The sequence below is a fragment of the Sphingomonas soli NBRC 100801 genome, assembly GCF_001591025.1.
Classification (GTDB): domain Bacteria; phylum Pseudomonadota; class Alphaproteobacteria; order Sphingomonadales; family Sphingomonadaceae; genus Sphingomonas; species Sphingomonas soli.
In genome coordinates, this window is record NZ_BCTZ01000025.1 from 30,304 (window position 1) to 46,154 (window position 15,851).

A 15,851-nucleotide genomic window follows, 5' to 3' on the forward strand; every position below is an offset into this window, starting at 1 on the left:
GCCTGCTCCTATGACTGCTTCCCGTCGTCGTCACGGCCATAGGCGCCGTAGCCATAGCCATAGCCATAGCCATAGCCATAGCCGGCATCGCGCTGGGACAGCTTGGTCAGGACCACGCCGAAGACATGGGTATTGACCATGCGCAGTCGCTGGAGCGCGGCGCGAATACCGCGAACCGGGACCTCACCCGCCTGGATGACGAAGACGCATCCCTCCACCGTGCTGCCGAGCAACGGCGCGTCGGTCAGGCCGAGGACCGGAGGCGCATCCATGACGACATGGTCGAAGTGCTGCAGCATTTCCTCGATCAGTACCTTGATCCGGTTGCCGCTGAGCAATTCGGCAGGGTTTGGCGGCTTGGGACCGGTGGTCAGGACAGCGAGCCCCTTATACGGCACTTCTGCCGTCAGCTTCATCAAGTCTCCGTCGCCCGCAAGGAGGTTGCTGAGACCCGCCTTGTTATCCAGCTCGAACATGTAGTTCAGCGTCGGGGAGCGCATGTCGGCATCGACGAGCAGGACGCTCTTGCCGGTGCGGCCGATGATGCGCGCGAGCGCCATGGAGGTGGTCGACTTGCCTTCGCCGGGCTTGGTGCTGGTGACGATAATCGACTTCGGCAAGCCGTGATGCGTACTGAAGCTCAGATTCGAATGAATACTGAAATAGGCTTCGGACAGGTCGGACTTCGCATCCTGCAGCTTGTCCTGGAGCGAACCGTCCGTCTTCGGCGTGTAGCCGAGGAGCGGCACCCCGAGCAGACGATTGATCTGCTGAGGATCGACAACGCCCTCGTCAATCTGCTCGAGCGCAACCACCAGTGCAACCACCAGACAGATTCCCAGAACGATCGCCAGGATCATGTTCTTGATCAAGCTGGGCGCCGACGGGCCGGTGGGGACGCGTGCCTGATCGACAATCGCGATGTTGTTCACGCCGACGGTGCCGGCGACGCCGATTTCCTTATAGCGCTGGAGCAGCGCGTCATAGAGCTGGCGGTTGGTGTCGGCCTCACGCTGGAAGATGTTATATTGGATGCTGGCGCGCTGCTGCTGATCGAGCTGCACGCGCAGCTTTTCGACCTCGGCCCGCAGGCGCGTTTCCTTGGCCAGCGCTTCGCGATAGGTCTGGGTGCGGCCGCTGCCAACGCGCGACGTTTCCATTCCGATCGCTTGATCGAGCGACTGAATCTTTTCCTTAAGTGCGCGCACGGTCGGATATTCGGGCTCGAACTGCACGAGCGCGCGGGCATATTCCGATGCCGCCTCCGCTCGCTGGCGGCGTAAATCCGAAATCGCAGCATTGCCCAGGGCTTCCGGGCTGACATCGCCGCGCTGCCCGCGGGCACGGCTTTCGGCCGCAATCCGATCCGAAATCGCGAGGCTGAGCGCCGCGTTGAGCGCTTCGAGATCGGCAGCCGCCAGGGTGCGCTGGCCCTGCGTCCTGCCTTGCGAATCCCGCACGGTTTCGAGGGTGACGATGCCCTTGTCGGCAGCGTAGGTCACTGCCTCGCGCTCGGATTCCTCAAGCTTGATCTTGAGAGCGGCCAGACGCTCCTCAAGAAACTTGCGCGCATCTGCGGTGGACGCGAACTGCCGGTCCATATTCGCGCCGATGAACTGCTGCGTCCAGCTATTCGCCACCTGCGCCGAAATCGCCGGCGAGCGGCTGGTGAAGCTGATCTTGACCAGGCGCGAACGGCGCACCGGATCGATGGAGATATGCGACATCAGCACACCGATCGCCACCCTCTCGCGGCGATCGGCCTGCTTCTGGGTCAACGGCGCCACCTTGGCGTTGCCGAATTCCTTCTCATCCAGCTCCACACCGGCAGCCAGGAAAAAGGCGTCGTTCCGCGACAGGTCGAGCCCGCGTGCGACCCGTTCGGCCAGCGAACGCGTTTGCAGCAGTGCGTATTGGGTTTCGTAGAATTCCAGATCCTGGCTGCTCACAGCAGCATCGAGGCCCTGAACGTTCGTGACCTTCTTCTGATCGCGGCTGATTTCGATCTGCGACGTCGCCGTATAGGTCGGCGCGGTGAGAAGGGTCATGACCAAGCCTGCCGCGATGCAGACCACCATCACGCCGACCGCCACCCATTTCCAGCGGTTGAGGGTGTGCAGGTAGCGCTTCAGCAGCGGAGCCATGAACGGCTCGCTATCCTGCGCCAACGGATTCTCGTCGATTTGCGCCGAAGCGAGCGTCGCAGCGGGTTGGTCGAATTGGGCGGCCATAGTCTCGATTTCACTCTTTGGAAGCGCGCAAGCGCTTCATGCAAGATAAGGTGGTTTGGTGCGTTTCGCGTTCGCCTGGACGCGCCAGCCTATTGCAGCGCCACGATAAGCGGCGTGGTCAAGAGCGGTACGACCCCAAGGAAATCCTTGAACAGGCGCCTTGCCTTCGAATCGCCCACAACGACGACGTCGTTGGCGAAAATCTCCGGATCGGGATAATTGCCGCGGCGGATGGCGCGCAGATCGTAGAGCGCGGCCAGATTCTGGCCCTTCACGGTGCGGAACACGACGATCTCATCCAGCTTGGAGAATTCGTCCGTTCCCTCGGCGATGGCGATCGCGCGCAGGAGCGTCATGCGTCCAATGACCGGATACTGACCCGCCTTCTTCACCTGCCCTTCGATGGTGACGACCTGGCTCACCGTCTCCTTGAGATTGACGGTGACCTGCGGATCGCGAACGTAACGCTCGCGCAGGCGATCCCGAAGCAGCACTTCGATTTCGCCCGGGGTGTGGCCCGCGACCTCGATCACGCCGGCCAGCGGGAAGGATATCCGGCCGCTCGCATCGACCTGAACTTCGCGCTGCCGCAACTCGTCGATGCCGAACACGTCGATCGTCAGCTTGTCGAACGGCCCGACATAATAGGGCCGGCTTTCCGAAGACAGCAGATCGGCGCGATCAGGCGGAGGCAGCGCATTGCCCGGAACGACTTGCATGCTGGGCGAACCGCCGACAGTCGTCTGCCCCGCGCAGGCCGAAAGCGCGAGCAGCGCAAAACTAACAGCAAGGCGTTGCAACATAAAAGTAACCTTCGAAATCAATTTTTTCCGCCATGCGGGAAGCCTTCCCGCGCGTCAACTGAGTCGCCCGAGTCGCGCAGCGAAGTCGCAGCCCAGAGAGCCGCGATCACGAAAAGCGATCCTAAAGCAGGTGTTCTTAGCGGATAATCCCCGAAGCTGGCGATAGCGAACTGCACGACCAGTACAAGGCCAAGGCGTGAAAATAGCGCCCGCTTGGTAACCACCGATCCACGCGGCCACAGCCGCACCGCGCGCATCACGACCAGCACGCAAGCAAAGGCGAGCAGGAAGAACGCCGGCAACCCACCGGTGAGCACGGTTTCCAGCCAATCGTTATGGGCATGGTTGAGATAGGTTGCATCGAGCAGGTTGCGCGGCTCCGCGACTTTGAAGACCTCGACGAACGAGCCCATGCCGCTGCCGAACGGGAAATAGTCCATGATCAGTTTGGCGATGATATTCCACGCCTTGAAGCGCAGTTCCTCGCCGTCCTGCGCCATGATCCGTTGAAACGCTTCCCCGCGGCCCAAATAGATGGTCGCCACACTTACGCCCAGCCCAGCCACGGCAACGCCGCCTGCCACGGCCCATTGCCGCCAGGCAGGCGCCGGCGCCGGCCGCGAGCGAAGATCTCCGCGCCGGCCGCTGGCATGAACCGGACCGCTGGGGGCTGCGGGGGCGATGATCGCCGGCCTGTACAATATCAGCGTCGAAGCGATGCCCGCCACCGCCACCGCCAGGCCCAGGCGAGAGCCGGTAATGAGGATCAGCGGAATGAGGAACATGCCTGCCCCCAGCGCCAGGATACGGCGGACAATATGGTCCTTCTCGTCGCGCGGCATCGAGGCGAAAACCGCGAGCAACGGGAATATCGCGGCCAGCAGAAACGCCTGATGGTTGCGATTGGCGAATAGTCCGACCGCCGCGCCGGAATTGGTGACGCGGTAGAAATAGAGCGGTCCATCGGCAGGGCCGAGGATTTGCAGCAAGGCGATCAGTGCGCTGAGCAGTCCAAGTGCGATAACGAGCGGCACCAGCCGGCTGCGCTCCTCCGTCGGAACTTGTGCGCCGAGCACCAATATCGCCAGCGGAACCAGCATTGCGTAGAAGCTGTTCCAGGTCGTTGCGGGGGCGACGCTGATCGGCCGCCAAACCTGTCCGAGGCCCGCCGCGCGATCAATCTCCACGATCAATTCCCGCCCCGGAAGCGCCGTCCAGATCGCCGGCGGCAGCGGCACGAGCTGGATCAGCGTCAACACCAGCATCGCCACGGCGAAGATGAAGAGATAGCGGTAGGTCCGGATCTGCTCGCGGGTAAGAGACCAAAGCCCATACCCCAAGGCGAGCACGGCAATAGGCCTGAGGATCTCAAGCGACGCGATGTCGCCGCGCGCACCGCCGCCCATCAGCATGACCAGAACGAGCAGGACGCACAGGGCATAGAATGGACCGCGCGAGCCAGCGCGGACGCCGGACGCGAGGCGTGCGGGCAGTCGACCGATGTCCTTCATGATATACTCGCCCCGCCCTCGAATTTCTGTGGCTCATTCACCATGGCGCTCCGGCCCGCGCAAGTTCTACCTCTACGCTTCCGCACACCATAGCATATTCGTCTGCGCATCGCCGTGCCGGCCTATTCGTCGGCAGGCACGATGGAATCCGCGCTCAGCCGCAAGCCGGTGGAACTGCCGAGAATCTCCAGAAGAACCCGCACCCGGCCCTTGCCATCAAGCGATTCGACGGTGGCCAGCTGCTCGGCGAACGGCCCGGAGACGATCTTGACGGAATCGCCGATCCGTACCGATGCCTCGGGCGCCGGATCTTCGCCGAACGACGCGAGCAACTGGGTCATCGCCGCTTCCGGCATCGGCCGCGGCCTTGCGGGGCTGATGCTGACGAGCCGGCGGACGCCGCGCGTACCGTTGATCGAGCGCCAGGGGTCCGTATCGACATCGAAGCGGACAAAGACATAGCCGGGGAACAGCGGCGCGAGCACGGTATCCACCCGCCGGGCATGCCTGCGGACCTTGCGAAACCGCGGGCAGAAACTGGTGAAGGACTGCCGCTCCAGATTGGCGACCGCTACGCCTTCGCCGCGCGTTTCGGTTTCGGCGACATACCAGCGTCGGGGCACGATGCCATCTTTCTGCAGAGAGCGCGCCGGGCTCTTACTGTTTCGGCGCAGCGCCTTCCGGACCGCCCTGCGGCGCCGCACCCTCGGGGCCGCCCTGCGGCGGTGCGCCCTGCGGTCCGCCGCCCTGCATCTGCTGCTGCATCATCATCTGCTGGACGATGGCGGCGGGAATGATGCGGTCGACGGTGACCTTGAAGATCAGCATCGAATTGGCCGGGATGCGCTCAGGATCGGGAGACTGGGCGCCGTAAGCGAGCTCGGCCGGGATCCAGAAGCGATAGACGCCGCCGGCCTTGACCATCTTCAGGCCTTCGTAAAAGCCCTTGATCGACGCGCCTTCCTGCAACGGGAACGGCGCGGGACGATCCGACTTGTCGAAGATCTTGCCGTTGCGGAAGCTGCCCTCGTAATTGACGAGGATATAGTCGCCCTCGGACGCGGTATTGCCCTCGCCTTCCTTGAGCACCTGATATTCGAGACCCGAGGCGGTGGTCTTCACCCCCGGCTGACCCTTGTTCCAGGCAAGGAACTGCGCGTCGGTGCCCTTGGCAGCGACGGCGGCGCGGGTGCCGGACCAAGCCAGCGCAGCGGCGAGCGCGATGGCGACGATGACGCCGATCCACAGCCAAACCTTGTGACTGCGCTTGACGGGCTGAAGCGGAACGGCGGTCACGGACGACATGGAGTCACTTTCTCTAACCGGCGTTCCGCCGTTGGCCTAAAGCGACATTGCGCCGCTTAGCTTCACACTTTTCACGTGAATCGGGCAATTAAATTGCCCGACCCGGTAACTTTATTACCGGGCGCTGTCGCGCTCAACCCGCTTGCGCTCAAGCTTGCGGGCGCGGCGGACGGCAGCGGCACGCTCGCGGGCGCGCTTCTCGCTGGGCTTCTCGTAGTGACGACGAAGCTTCATCTCGCGGTACACGCCCTCGCGCTGCAGCTTCTTCTTGAGCGCGCGGAGCGCCTGATCGACATTGTTGTCACGTACGATGATTTGCATGTTGTAAAAAAGCCTCGCGCATCAAAACAATAGAATAGGGATCGCCGGAGCATGGGCTGCGGCGCGAATGGCGGCCACCTATCAGGCGATTCCCTAATTTTCAAGGGCCGAGTGCGGCGCGCAGGTCTGGCAGGGCAAAGCGTGCGCCGTCCGGGTTCACATGATCGTCGTCATAGTAAAGCGGGCGGCCGCCATGAACCAGGAGGCAGCGGCCCTGCGCGGATTGCGGGCACATGCCCCGCTCGGGATAGGCGCGGACAAGGCCGGGACGCTCGCCCAGCGCATCGAGCGCGGCATAGGCTTCGCGATTACGCTCCCTGAACCGCGCGAGACTGGTCGTGGGAACCGGCATCCAAAAGCCGTAGCGGCTGGCCTTGACCAGATAGAGCGGCACATCCCATCCGGCTTCGGGCATCGGATAGATCAGCACAACACGCTTGCCGGCGGCCAGCATTGCCTCAACCGCCTGGCGGAAGGATTGGCTCAGCGCCACCTTGCCCGCTGGCGTGGGCGGGCTTTCCGGATCGGCGATCTCGCGGCCGCCTTCGCCGTTATCGAATGCGGTATGCTCGATATAGAGTGCCCAGCGCGCGTGAAAGACGACCGTCCCGATTTCCCGGTGCGCGCGCAGATAATCGAAAAGGCTGCGATAGAAAGGCGGGCAATCCTGCCGCTCAGCACTCATCCCGTCGCTGCGCAGGATCGGCGGGCAACCGGCCCATACGAAGCTTTCGGCGCGCTGGCCCCGGCGATCGAGCTCGGGAACGAACGCCTGACCGATCACGGCTGCGTGGGAATCGCCAATGATCGCAATTGTTATCGGACCCGAGGCGCCAAGCTTGCACGCTTGATCGAGCGGCTTCGGGTCGCCCGAAAACAGGCAATGCGAATTCTCGTCCTTGAAGCGCTGAAACTGCTGGGTCAGCGCCAGCGTTTCGGCCGAATATCGCTGCGGCAAGCCGTGGGTCAGCCAAGCGGCGGCCCCCGCCGCAACGAGCAGGGCCGCCACGCCCAGGCCCAGCGGGACAGCGCGGCGCAGCGGCATCGCGCCTCTGCCGCGAAATGGCCGCTCGACAAACCGCCAGGTCAACGCCGCCAGCGCAAATGCCGCGAGCAACAAAGCGAGCGAGACAGGCATATCCAGCACACCTGCAAAGGAAGCCGCGCGGCCGATCGCAAGCAGCGGCTGGTGCCAGAGATAGGCGCTGTACGACACCAGGCCGATCGCGACCATCGGGCGCGAAGCAAGCAGCCGGCCGACGAAGGTTTCGGGCGTTGCCAAGGCGATCAGCAGCGCGGTGCCCAGCACCGTGGGGAGCGCGAACAGGCCGGGGAACGGCACCGAGCGATCTATCACCGCCATCGGCGCCAGGATCATGACCAACCCGGCGCAACTCCCCGCCTCGCGCAGCCTGCGGGACAGAGCGAACGGGGCGCGGGCCCGCGTCTCCGATACCGCCAGCAAGGCGCCCGCGAGCAATTCCCAGCCGCGTGTGGGCAGCATGTAGAAATTGATGCCGGCGCGCAGGTGGCTCAGCACTTCGCTGAGCGCGAAGGAAGCAACCGCCGCCAGTGCGACCGACGGCAACAGAAAGCGTCTGCCCCGGTGAATGAGCAGAACGAACAACGCCGGATAGAATATGTAGAATTGCTCTTCGATCGACAGGCTCCACAAGTGGAGCAGCGGATCGAGATCGGCTGACGGCGCGAAATAATCGTCGCTCGTTCGCCAGAAGAAGAAATTCGCGCCGAATGCCAGCGATGCAAGCAGGCTTTGGCCGAAACGCTCCATCGCCGCCGGGAAAAGCACCAGCCATGCCGCGGCTACGCTCGCGAGCATTACCGCAAACAACGCCGGCAGAATACGGCGGGCGCGGCGGGCGTAGAAGCCGGCAAAGGTGAAGCTTCCGTGCGCGGTCTCACGCAGGATGATACCGCTGATCAGATAGCCGCTGATGACGTAAAAAATGTCGACGCCGGTGAAGCCGCCGGCAGCGCCAGCGATCCTGGCGTGGAAAAGCATGACCGCGACCACCGCGATCGCGCGCAGACCGTCGATTTCAGGACGGTAATGGCGCGCATTCTGATCAAGGCTCTCGAGCGTCACCGCAGGACACACCGGACGAGAACGGGCTTATGCATCATCGGCCTTGTCGGATTGCTTCGGAGGACTGCGCCGAAGCCTGGAGAAAGTGCAAGCAGCTGCTACAAGCGAAACGAAGCGGTTACTAGCAGGCGCACCGCATGCCAATGTTGCCCTGGCGCCACACCGCCCCCGCATTACACGACATTGCAGCGCTGCAACGCGGCCGATAGGTTTGCGGCGCATTTCCGCGCAATGAGCCAGCCCGCCACCGCCTTGGACCTAGAAACCCGCCTGTTGATCGTCGATGACGACCCCGGAATTCGCGAGCTGACCGCCGCGTTCCTGGCGCAGCACGGCTATGTCGTCGATACCGCTGGCGGCGGCGGCGAGATGCGCGCGGCGATGGCGAAGGCTGAATATGCGCTGGTCGTGCTCGACGTGATGATGCCGGGCGAGGACGGTCTCGCCATCCTGCGCTCGATGGACCGCGCGAGCGGACCGGCAGTGATCCTCCACTCGGTGATCGGCGAGGATATCGACCGCATCGTCGGGCTGGAGATGGGCGCCGACGATTATGTCGCGAAACCGGCCAATCCCCGCGAACTGCTCGCCCGCATCCGCTCAGTGCTGCGCCGGGCAGGCAGCGGGACTGCCCCGGCCAAGGCCGTCGACCGCAGCTTCCTGCGCTTTTCCGGCTGGCGGCTCGATCCGGTCGGGCGGCAATTATTCGATCCCGACGATGTCCTGATCAACCTGTCCGACGGCGAATTCCGGCTGCTGCTGGCGATGGTCGAGCGGCCGCGCCGGGTGCTGACCCGCGACGCGCTGCTCGATGCCTCGCGCGGGCCGATGGCCGATCATTTCGACCGCGCCATCGACGTGCAGATGAGCCGGCTGCGCAAGAAGATGCAGCGCCCGGGCAGCGAGGAGCTGATCCGCACGATCCGCAACGAAGGCTATATGTTCGTCGCCGAAGTCTCGCAGAAGTGAAGCATTCCCGGTCCATTGCGGTTTCGATCTTCCTGCTGGTGATCGCGTCGGTGCTGGCGGCGGCGGTGGTGCTGTTCAGCGTCACCTTCAAGGGACCGCCGCCCCGCCCTGCCCCGCTGCAGCTGACCAAGCTCGCCACCGCGCTGGAACAGGCGACGCCGCCGCCGGGCAACGAGCAGAAGCTGCAGATCGTCACCCATACCGCTGCGCCGGGACCGCGCGGGCCCGAGCGGCTCGAGCCACTCGATCACCCGATGGTCCGCGAACTCGCCCGGCTGCTCCGCGCCGAACCGGCGCAGCTGATGGTCTACACTTCCGAGATGCAGCGCGGCGGGGACGAGATCCGCGGACGCTTCACGGTCGGCTGGAAGGTGCCGGGCGGCTGGCGGATCGCCGAGACCGCGCCCCAGCCGTTCCTGACCAGCTGGCATTGGGTGACGCTGCTGGCGATGCTGGGGGTGCTGATCGTACTCGGCGCGGCGGCGTGGTGGATCGCACGGCGCATCTCGCTGCCGATCCGGCGGCTGGCCGAAGCCGCCACGCGGGCGCGGCCGGGCGTGCGCGAGGCGATCCCCGCCGGCGGGCCGCAGGAAGTGCGCGAGCTGGCCGAAGCGATCGGCGCGATGCAGGCGCGGATCCTCGAACAGGCCGAGGGGCGAACGGTCATGCTCGGCGCTATCGCGCACGATCTTGGCACGCCGCTGTCGCGCATCGCCTTCTGGATCGAGCAATTGCCCGACGACGCGCGCGAGCGCGCCTCGGCCGATATCGGCGAGATGCGGGCGATGCTGGGCGCGGCGCTGGCGCTGGCCCGCGACGAGAGCATGCCGGCACCGCACACCCGCCTCGATCTAGGCAGCCTGATCGAGAGCCTTGCCGACGATCTCGCCGCCGCCGGCACGCCGGTGCGCAGCGAAGCCGGGCCGCGCGTGGTGCTGCGCGGCGATTCGGTGGCGCTCAGGCGGCTGTTCGCCAACCTGATCGAAAATGCGGTGCGCTATGGCGAGGAGGCGGTGCTCGGCTGGCGCGAAGACAATGGCTGGGCCGAAGTGACCGTCGACGATGCCGGACCGGGCTTCGATCCGGCCAGGGCCGAAAGCCTGTTCGCCCCGTTCGTGCGTGGCGAGACCTCACGCAACCGCGCGACCGGCGGCACCGGGCTGGGGCTGGCGATCGTCCGCTCGATCGCCGAGGCGCATGGCGGCGCGGTGCGGCTGGAGACCCGCCCCGAAGGCGGCGGGCGCGTGCGGGTGCGCCTGCCGATCGGCTAGTTCTTCGGCTTGGCCACGCAATTGCCGGTGCGGTCGCCCTTGGCATGGAGGACCAGCCCGAGATAGCCGGCCGTCCCTTGCGTGCCGGTGGTCTGGCGGATCGTCACGTCATAGCCGGTCTTCGACATCGTGCCGGTGGCGACCAGCACGCTTTTGGCGGCGCCTTCGCCGCAATGGACCTCGATATCGAGCTTGCCGCCCGACTGGTTGTAGCGCGGGAAGGTGCAACTGCCGGCGACCTGCTCGAGATTGTCGATGTCGAACGGCTTGAGATCCTCGGCAGTGCGGCAGCCGGTCGCCGACTTTTCCTGCCCCTTGATCGCTTCCATCTGCTTGGCACGATCGGCTTCGGACAGGCCCGCAAGATCGGCCGAGTCGATGCGCAGCTCGGTATGCCATTGCCCCGGCTGCAGCAGCGTCTTGGCGCGGGCGGCCTTGGTGAGGCGGGCGACGTCCTGCATCGACGCATTGGCGAGCTTCACCTCGCCGGTCTCGGCAGCCAGCTTCTCATCGGCCGACTGGCAACCGCCCAGCGCCATCGCCGCCAGACCGGCCAGGAAAATCGCACGCATCCGTTTCGTCCCTCGCAATATGCCAGGCACCTCAAGCCCAAAGCGGCGCGCATTGCAACATGGCGCAACACGCCGCGACGCAGCGAAATCGCCCGGTGCGGGGCCACCGCGAAACCGTCGGGAAATAGCGGGAGTAAGTCATGTACGACCACGACGAAGACCATGATCTGGGCCTGGCCCATGACCTGAAGGCGATGGCGGCGCTGGCCAGCCGCCGCCGGGCGCTGCGCTGGTTTGCGGGCGCCGGGGCGACGGCGATGGTCGCGGCATGCGACAGCGGCGGATCGAGCGGCAGCGGTACGGTGACGACCAGCGGCACCACCGCGACGCCGACCCCGACCCCCAGTACCACTGCCGCCGCGACGCCGACGCCCTCGCCGACCGCGGCAGGCACCTGCGTCGCCGACCCGACCGAGACCGCCGGCCCCTATCCGGGCGACGGCACCAACACCTCGCAAGGCTCGACCTCGAACGTGCTGACCGCCAGCAATGTCGTACGCAGCGACATCCGCCCGAGCTTCATCGGATCGACGACGGTGGCGCAGGGTGTGCAGGTGGTGCTGACGCTGACCGTCGTGAACGTCAACGCCGCGTGCGCGCCGCTGGCCGGCTATGCGGTGTATCTGTGGCATTGCGACCGGGCCGGGAACTACTCGCTCTACGGGTCGGCGGCGGCGGAGAGCTATTTGCGCGGCGTCGGCGTGACCGACGCCAATGGCCAGGTGAGCTTCACCACCATCTTTCCCGGCTGTTATGACGGGCGCTGGCCGCACATGCACTTCGAGGTGTTCTCGAGCCTCGCCAATGCCACCGGCGGGCGCTTTGCGGTGCTGACCTCGCAGCTGGCGATGCCGGCGGCGACGGCGTCGACGGTGTATAACGGCGCGACCGGATACAGCGCCAGCATCACCAATTTCGCGCGCGTCAGCCTCAACAGCGACGGCATTTTCGGCGATAACACCGCCGCGCAGAATACGGCAATGACGCCGGTGCTTACCGGCAGCGTCGCCGCCGGGTATACGGCGCTGGCGACGATAGGCATCGCGCGGTAAGAGCTGGCGCACGGGCAGAGAGGGCATGATGCGATCGTTGCTGAAATGGGCGATCGGCTTGGGCATCCTCCTGATCGCGGCGTGCCTCGCGCTCTGGTTCTTCGCGTTACGCGCACCGCCGCCGGGACGGCCGCTGGCGCCGCTCACGATCAGCTCGGGGCCGGTGCGCGGCCTCGAAGAGGAAGGGGTCGCGGTCTATCGCGGCATACCGTATGCGGCCCCGCCCGTCGGCGATCTGCGCTGGCGCGAACCGCATCCCGTGGCCGCATGGACGCGCCCGCGCGATGCGTTCGCCTTTTCCAGGACCTGCATGCAGGTCGGCGACCCGATCGCCGGGTCCGTGCTCGAGCCGATGAGCGAAGACTGCCTGTATCTGAACGTCTGGACGCCCGTCACGCGCGGCAATGCGCCCTTGCCGGTGATGGTCTGGATACATGGCGGCGGCAATCGCAACGGCTCCGCCTCGGCCGCGCCCTATTCGGGCGCCGCGCTGGCACGCAAGGGCGTCGTCGTCATATCGGTGAACTACCGGCTGGGCGCGCTCGGCTTCCTGGCGCATCCGGAACTGACCCGCGAGTCCGGCCATGGCGCATCCGGCAATTACGGCCTGATGGACATCATCGCCGCGCTGAAATGGGTGCGGACCAATGCACCGGCGTTCGGAGGCGACCCCGCCAATGTCACGATGTTCGGCCAATCGGCCGGTGCGTGGAACATCAGCAACCTGCAGGTCTCGCCGCTCGCCCGTGGCCTTTACCGCCGCGCCATTGCGATGAGCGGCGGCGATTTCGCGCCGGCGGATACTCCGCATGGCATTCCCCTGCTGCCGGAAGCGGAGCAGGCCGGAACGCGGCTGGCAACGCGGCTGGGTGCGGATTCGCTGGCCAAGCTGCGGACGATCCCGGCATCGGCGATCGTCGAGGCATCCAAATCCTGGCCGGCCTTCACCGACCGGAGCAACGTGCCGGGGGTGGTAGATGGCTATGTCCTGACGGCCGACCCCTATCGGCTGTACGCCAGCGGCGCCGCTGCGCCGGGGGATCTGCTGGCCGGCTATACCTCGGAAGAGGGCGCGACCATCTCCGGGTTACCGGTGACCGCGGCAGCCTATCAGGCCCGGATCCGCAAGACCTATGGCGCCTATGCCGAACGCGTCCTGGCCCTGTATCCGGCGCGGAGCGAGGCCGAGGCTAACCGGTCGCACCAGCGGGTGACAGGTGAAGAAGGCATCAAATGGCCGGTGGCGACCTGGGCGCGCCTCCATGCCGGAACCCGGCGCGGCAATGTGTTCCTCTACCGGTTCTCGCACAGGCCGGGCCTCGGCCCGTTCAACGGCATACCGAGCCATGGCACCGACATGTGGTATGTCTTCGACTTCCCCGAACGCGTGCGGCGATATGGCAGCCAATGGCCGTGGGATGCGTATCGCGACATCGCGATGATCGACGATATCCAGAATTACTGGGTCAATTTCGCCCGGACAGGGAATCCGAATGGAGCCGGCCTGCCCCAATGGCCCGAATTCTCGCGCGCAGCCGGCGTGATGGAGCTCGGGAAAACGGCCAAGGCGGAGGCGTGGCCCGACGCCGCCGAACACCGGCTCATGGACGACTATATGGGCGCAATACGCAAGGCGCGCGGGACACCGGCAAGCGCAGGCGCTGCCCCACGCTAATTCACAATAGGCGAGCCGCCCCGACGGCGGCATAAGGTGCCCATGGAGAGCATGTCGCAGCGCAAGCGCGTCCGTTCGATCCTTGGCGGATCGGCGGGCAATCTGGTCGAATGGTATGACTGGTACGCCTATGCGGCGCTCGCCAGCTATCTCGCCCCGCACTATTTCGCGCCCGGCAGCGCCCAGGATCTGAGCGCGTGGATCGTGTTCGCGATCGGCTTCTTCATGCGGCCGATCGGCGGCTGGCTGATGGGCGTCTATGGCGATCGCAAGGGGCGCAAGGCCGGGCTGACGCTGTCGGTGACCCTGATGTGCCTGGGCTCGATGATCATCGCCGTGACGCCGAGCTTTTCCGAGATCGGCTGGGCGGCGACGGTGTCGCTGATCGCGGCCCGGCTGCTACAGGGTCTGTCGCTCGGGGGCGAATATGGCGCCAGCGCGACCTACCTCTCCGAGATGGCGGGCAAGAAGCATCGCGGCTTCTTCTCCAGCTTCCAATATGTGACGCTGATCTCCGGCCAGCTGGTGGCGCTGCTGGTGGTAATATTGCTGCAAGCGGTGATGCCCGAGAGCGAGCTCAAGGCTTGGGGCTGGCGGATTCCGTTCGCGGTCGGCGGCGTGCTTGCGGTGGTCGTGTACTGGCTGCGGCGGCGATTGCCCGAGACCGAGAGCTTTGCCAAGCGTGAGGAAAAGAAGTCGGGCTTCCTCGCCTTGCTGTTCGAGCATCCGCGCGAAGCCGCGCTGGTGATGCTGCTGACCGCGGGCGGCACCCTCGCCTTCTACGCCTACACGATCTACCCGATCACCTTCCTGAAGAAGACCGCCGGCTTCTCCGATGCGGCGGCAACCCAGATCAATGCCGCGGCCTTGTTCGTATTCATGGCGATCCAGCCTCTGGCCGGGGCGCTGTCCGACCGGGTCGGGCGCAAGCCGCTGATGGCCGGGTTCGGGGTGCTGGGGGTGTTCTTCACCTATCCGATCTTCGTGACGCTGGAGCAGACCCGCGACGGGCTGACCGCATTCCTGCTGATGACCGCGGCGCTGGTGATCGTCACCGGCTACACCTCGATCAACGCGGTAGTGAAGGCCGAGCTGTTCCCGGCCCATATCCGCACGCTCGGCGTGGCGCTGCCCTATGCCATCGCCAATGCGGCGTTCGGCGGCACGGCGAGTGCGGTGGCGCTCAAATTCAAGGACGCCGGCTGGGAGCGCGGCTTCTACTGGTACGTCACCGCAATGATCGCGGTGTCCTTGGTGACCTATTTATGGATGCGCGATACGGCGAGGCATTCGAAAATCCTCGAAGATTGACGCGCATCGGGTAGAAGCAGCCTTGCGTCCGGCTTGGATTCGAAAAAATACTTGGTTTTGATGGCCCTATCGGCCTGACCCTTTGGCGTTATATTCTAGAGGCTTATGCACGACCCCTTTGTCAGAGCGACGTTGCTCTACATTATTTTCGGTACCTTGGCGGTCGCTGGCTCGATCATTTTGATCTGGCACCGCCGCCGTGCCTATTGGCGCAAGCGGCGCCAGGCCGGCGATTCTCGCGCCAAACAGCGTGAATTGGCAAGCAAGCGCAAGCTGCGCTAGCGCTTCAGAGCATCATCCCGCCGCCGCGGATCGCCAGCACGCGGCCGATCGAATCGAACAGCGCATCCATCGCCACGGGCTTGAACAGGACGTCATCGGCGCCGACTGCCAGGCAGCGGTCGCGCAGGTCTGCAGCGGTCTCGGCGGTGACGACGATGATCGGCAGTTCGCCCTTGGCATCGCCGCGGGCGCGGATCTGGCGGATCGTCTCGAAACCGTCGGTGCCGGGCATGCGCAGATCGACCAGGATCACGTCGAACGTGTCCTCGTCGAGCATCGCCAGCCCTTCCTCGGCCCAGGCGGCCTCGGCCATGGTCGCGCCGGCCACGTCGAGCATGTCCTTCACGACCCGGCGGTTCATGGGATCGTCTTCGATGAAGAGGACGTTCATGCGCGTCCGCCGTTGCGGATCGAGAGCACAGGACGGGCGACCGATTTTTT

The 15,851-nt window shown here is 65.3% G+C and carries 15 protein-coding genes; 6 read left to right on the plus strand and 9 right to left on the minus strand.

What is annotated here, in order from left to right; genetic code table 11:
- Positions 1-8: 8 nt before the first annotated feature.
- The 7 genes from SSO01S_RS16085 to SSO01S_RS16115 all read right to left on the minus strand — a co-directional run bounded on the left by SSO01S_RS16085 (position 9) and on the right by SSO01S_RS16115 (position 8,278).
- Entirely contained in the window at positions 9-2,231 is a 2,223-nt protein-coding gene (locus SSO01S_RS16085; RefSeq protein ID WP_245646859.1) for a GumC family protein, read from the minus strand.
- 89 nt (positions 2,232-2,320) lie between these two features.
- Positions 2,321-3,034: a polysaccharide biosynthesis/export family protein gene (locus tag SSO01S_RS16090; RefSeq protein ID WP_157073825.1), complete on the minus strand. Its 714-nt coding sequence runs from the start codon at positions 3,032-3,034 to the stop codon at positions 2,321-2,323.
- A 17-nt stretch (positions 3,035-3,051) separates the two neighbouring features.
- A complete protein-coding gene (locus tag SSO01S_RS16095; RefSeq protein WP_066801111.1) occupies positions 3,052-4,545 on the minus strand; it encodes an O-antigen ligase family protein in 1,494 nt (497 codons plus the stop codon).
- A 122-nt stretch (positions 4,546-4,667) separates the two neighbouring features.
- Entirely contained in the window at positions 4,668-5,168 is a 501-nt protein-coding gene (gene nusG, locus SSO01S_RS16100; protein WP_066801114.1) for a transcription termination/antitermination protein NusG, read from the minus strand.
- Positions 5,169-5,202: 34 nt separating this feature from the next.
- The gene (locus tag SSO01S_RS16105; protein WP_083943195.1) at positions 5,203-5,850 is read right to left on the minus strand and encodes an FKBP-type peptidyl-prolyl cis-trans isomerase; all 648 of its coding nucleotides are present in this window, start codon (positions 5,848-5,850) and stop codon (positions 5,203-5,205) included.
- Positions 5,851-5,964: 114 nt separating this feature from the next.
- On the minus strand, positions 5,965-6,171 hold the full coding sequence (rpsU, locus tag SSO01S_RS16110; protein WP_019368605.1) for a 30S ribosomal protein S21: 207 nt from the start codon (positions 6,169-6,171) through the stop codon (positions 5,965-5,967).
- Positions 6,172-6,271: 100 nt separating this feature from the next.
- The gene (locus SSO01S_RS16115) at positions 6,272-8,278 is read right to left on the minus strand and encodes an acyltransferase family protein (RefSeq protein WP_066801117.1); all 2,007 of its coding nucleotides are present in this window, start codon (positions 8,276-8,278) and stop codon (positions 6,272-6,274) included.
- A gap of 231 nt (positions 8,279-8,509) precedes the next feature.
- Here SSO01S_RS16115 and SSO01S_RS16120 point away from each other — a divergent pair, with 231 nt between their 5' ends.
- Together SSO01S_RS16120 and SSO01S_RS16125 are read left to right on the plus strand one after the other, a co-directional pair.
- A complete protein-coding gene (locus tag SSO01S_RS16120) occupies positions 8,510-9,247 on the plus strand; it encodes a response regulator (protein ID WP_066801188.1) in 738 nt (245 codons plus the stop codon).
- The gene (locus tag SSO01S_RS16125; protein WP_245646861.1) at positions 9,244-10,518 is read left to right on the plus strand and encodes an ATP-binding protein; all 1,275 of its coding nucleotides are present in this window, start codon (positions 9,244-9,246) and stop codon (positions 10,516-10,518) included. The genes SSO01S_RS16120 and SSO01S_RS16125 overlap by 4 nt, the downstream gene beginning before the upstream one ends.
- Here the strand turns inward: SSO01S_RS16125 and SSO01S_RS16130 are convergent.
- Entirely contained in the window at positions 10,515-11,090 is a 576-nt protein-coding gene (locus tag SSO01S_RS16130) for a DUF3617 domain-containing protein (RefSeq protein ID WP_066801119.1), read from the minus strand. The two genes, SSO01S_RS16125 and SSO01S_RS16130, sit on opposite strands and share 4 nt — an antisense overlap.
- Before the next feature lie 140 nt (positions 11,091-11,230).
- Between SSO01S_RS16130 and SSO01S_RS16135 the strand changes: the two genes are divergently transcribed.
- From SSO01S_RS16135 to SSO01S_RS17650, 4 genes are all read left to right on the plus strand, one after another.
- On the plus strand, positions 11,231-12,142 hold the full coding sequence (locus SSO01S_RS16135; protein WP_066801121.1) for a dioxygenase family protein: 912 nt from the start codon (positions 11,231-11,233) through the stop codon (positions 12,140-12,142).
- A 25-nt stretch (positions 12,143-12,167) separates the two neighbouring features.
- Positions 12,168-13,817 (plus strand): carboxylesterase/lipase family protein, encoded by a 1,650-nt coding sequence (locus SSO01S_RS16140; RefSeq protein WP_066801123.1) that lies wholly within the window; start codon positions 12,168-12,170, stop codon positions 13,815-13,817.
- Positions 13,818-13,868: 51 nt separating this feature from the next.
- Positions 13,869-15,128: an MFS transporter gene (locus SSO01S_RS16145; protein ID WP_281178710.1), complete on the plus strand. Its 1,260-nt coding sequence runs from the start codon at positions 13,869-13,871 to the stop codon at positions 15,126-15,128.
- Between the two features lie 105 nt (positions 15,129-15,233).
- Positions 15,234-15,410 (plus strand): hypothetical protein, encoded by a 177-nt coding sequence (locus SSO01S_RS17650; protein ID WP_157073826.1) that lies wholly within the window; start codon positions 15,234-15,236, stop codon positions 15,408-15,410.
- 4 nt (positions 15,411-15,414) lie between these two features.
- Here the strand turns inward: SSO01S_RS17650 and SSO01S_RS16150 are convergent, their stop codons facing one another.
- Positions 15,415-15,801, minus strand: a complete 387-nt coding sequence (locus tag SSO01S_RS16150; RefSeq protein WP_066801128.1) for a response regulator — start codon at positions 15,799-15,801, stop codon at positions 15,415-15,417.
- Between the last annotated feature and the right edge of the window lie 50 nt (positions 15,802-15,851).

Bases quoted from the DNA above. Each gene is read 5' to 3' on its own strand.
- SSO01S_RS16085 (WP_245646859.1), bottom strand. From the start codon at position 2,231: ATGGCCGCCCAATTCGACCAACCCGCTGCGACGCTCGCTTCGGCGCAA.
- SSO01S_RS16090 (WP_157073825.1), bottom strand. From the start codon at position 3,034: ATGTTGCAACGCCTTGCTGTTAGTTTTGCGCTGCTCGCGCTTTCGGCC.
- SSO01S_RS16095 (WP_066801111.1), bottom strand. From the start codon at position 4,545: ATGAAGGACATCGGTCGACTGCCCGCACGCCTCGCGTCCGGCGTCCGC.
- SSO01S_RS16105 (WP_083943195.1), bottom strand. From the start codon at position 5,850: ATGTCGTCCGTGACCGCCGTTCCGCTTCAGCCCGTCAAGCGCAGTCAC.
- rpsU (WP_019368605.1), bottom strand. From the start codon at position 6,171: ATGCAAATCATCGTACGTGACAACAATGTCGATCAGGCGCTCCGCGCG.
- SSO01S_RS16120 (WP_066801188.1), top strand. From the start codon at position 8,510: ATGAGCCAGCCCGCCACCGCCTTGGACCTAGAAACCCGCCTGTTGATC.
- SSO01S_RS16130 (WP_066801119.1), bottom strand. From the start codon at position 11,090: ATGCGTGCGATTTTCCTGGCCGGTCTGGCGGCGATGGCGCTGGGCGGT.
- SSO01S_RS16135 (WP_066801121.1), top strand. From the start codon at position 11,231: ATGTACGACCACGACGAAGACCATGATCTGGGCCTGGCCCATGACCTG.
- SSO01S_RS16140 (WP_066801123.1), top strand. From the start codon at position 12,168: ATGATGCGATCGTTGCTGAAATGGGCGATCGGCTTGGGCATCCTCCTG.
- SSO01S_RS16145 (WP_281178710.1), top strand. From the start codon at position 13,869: ATGTCGCAGCGCAAGCGCGTCCGTTCGATCCTTGGCGGATCGGCGGGC.
- SSO01S_RS17650 (WP_157073826.1), top strand. From the start codon at position 15,234: ATGCACGACCCCTTTGTCAGAGCGACGTTGCTCTACATTATTTTCGGT.
- SSO01S_RS16150 (WP_066801128.1), bottom strand. From the start codon at position 15,801: ATGAACGTCCTCTTCATCGAAGACGATCCCATGAACCGCCGGGTCGTG.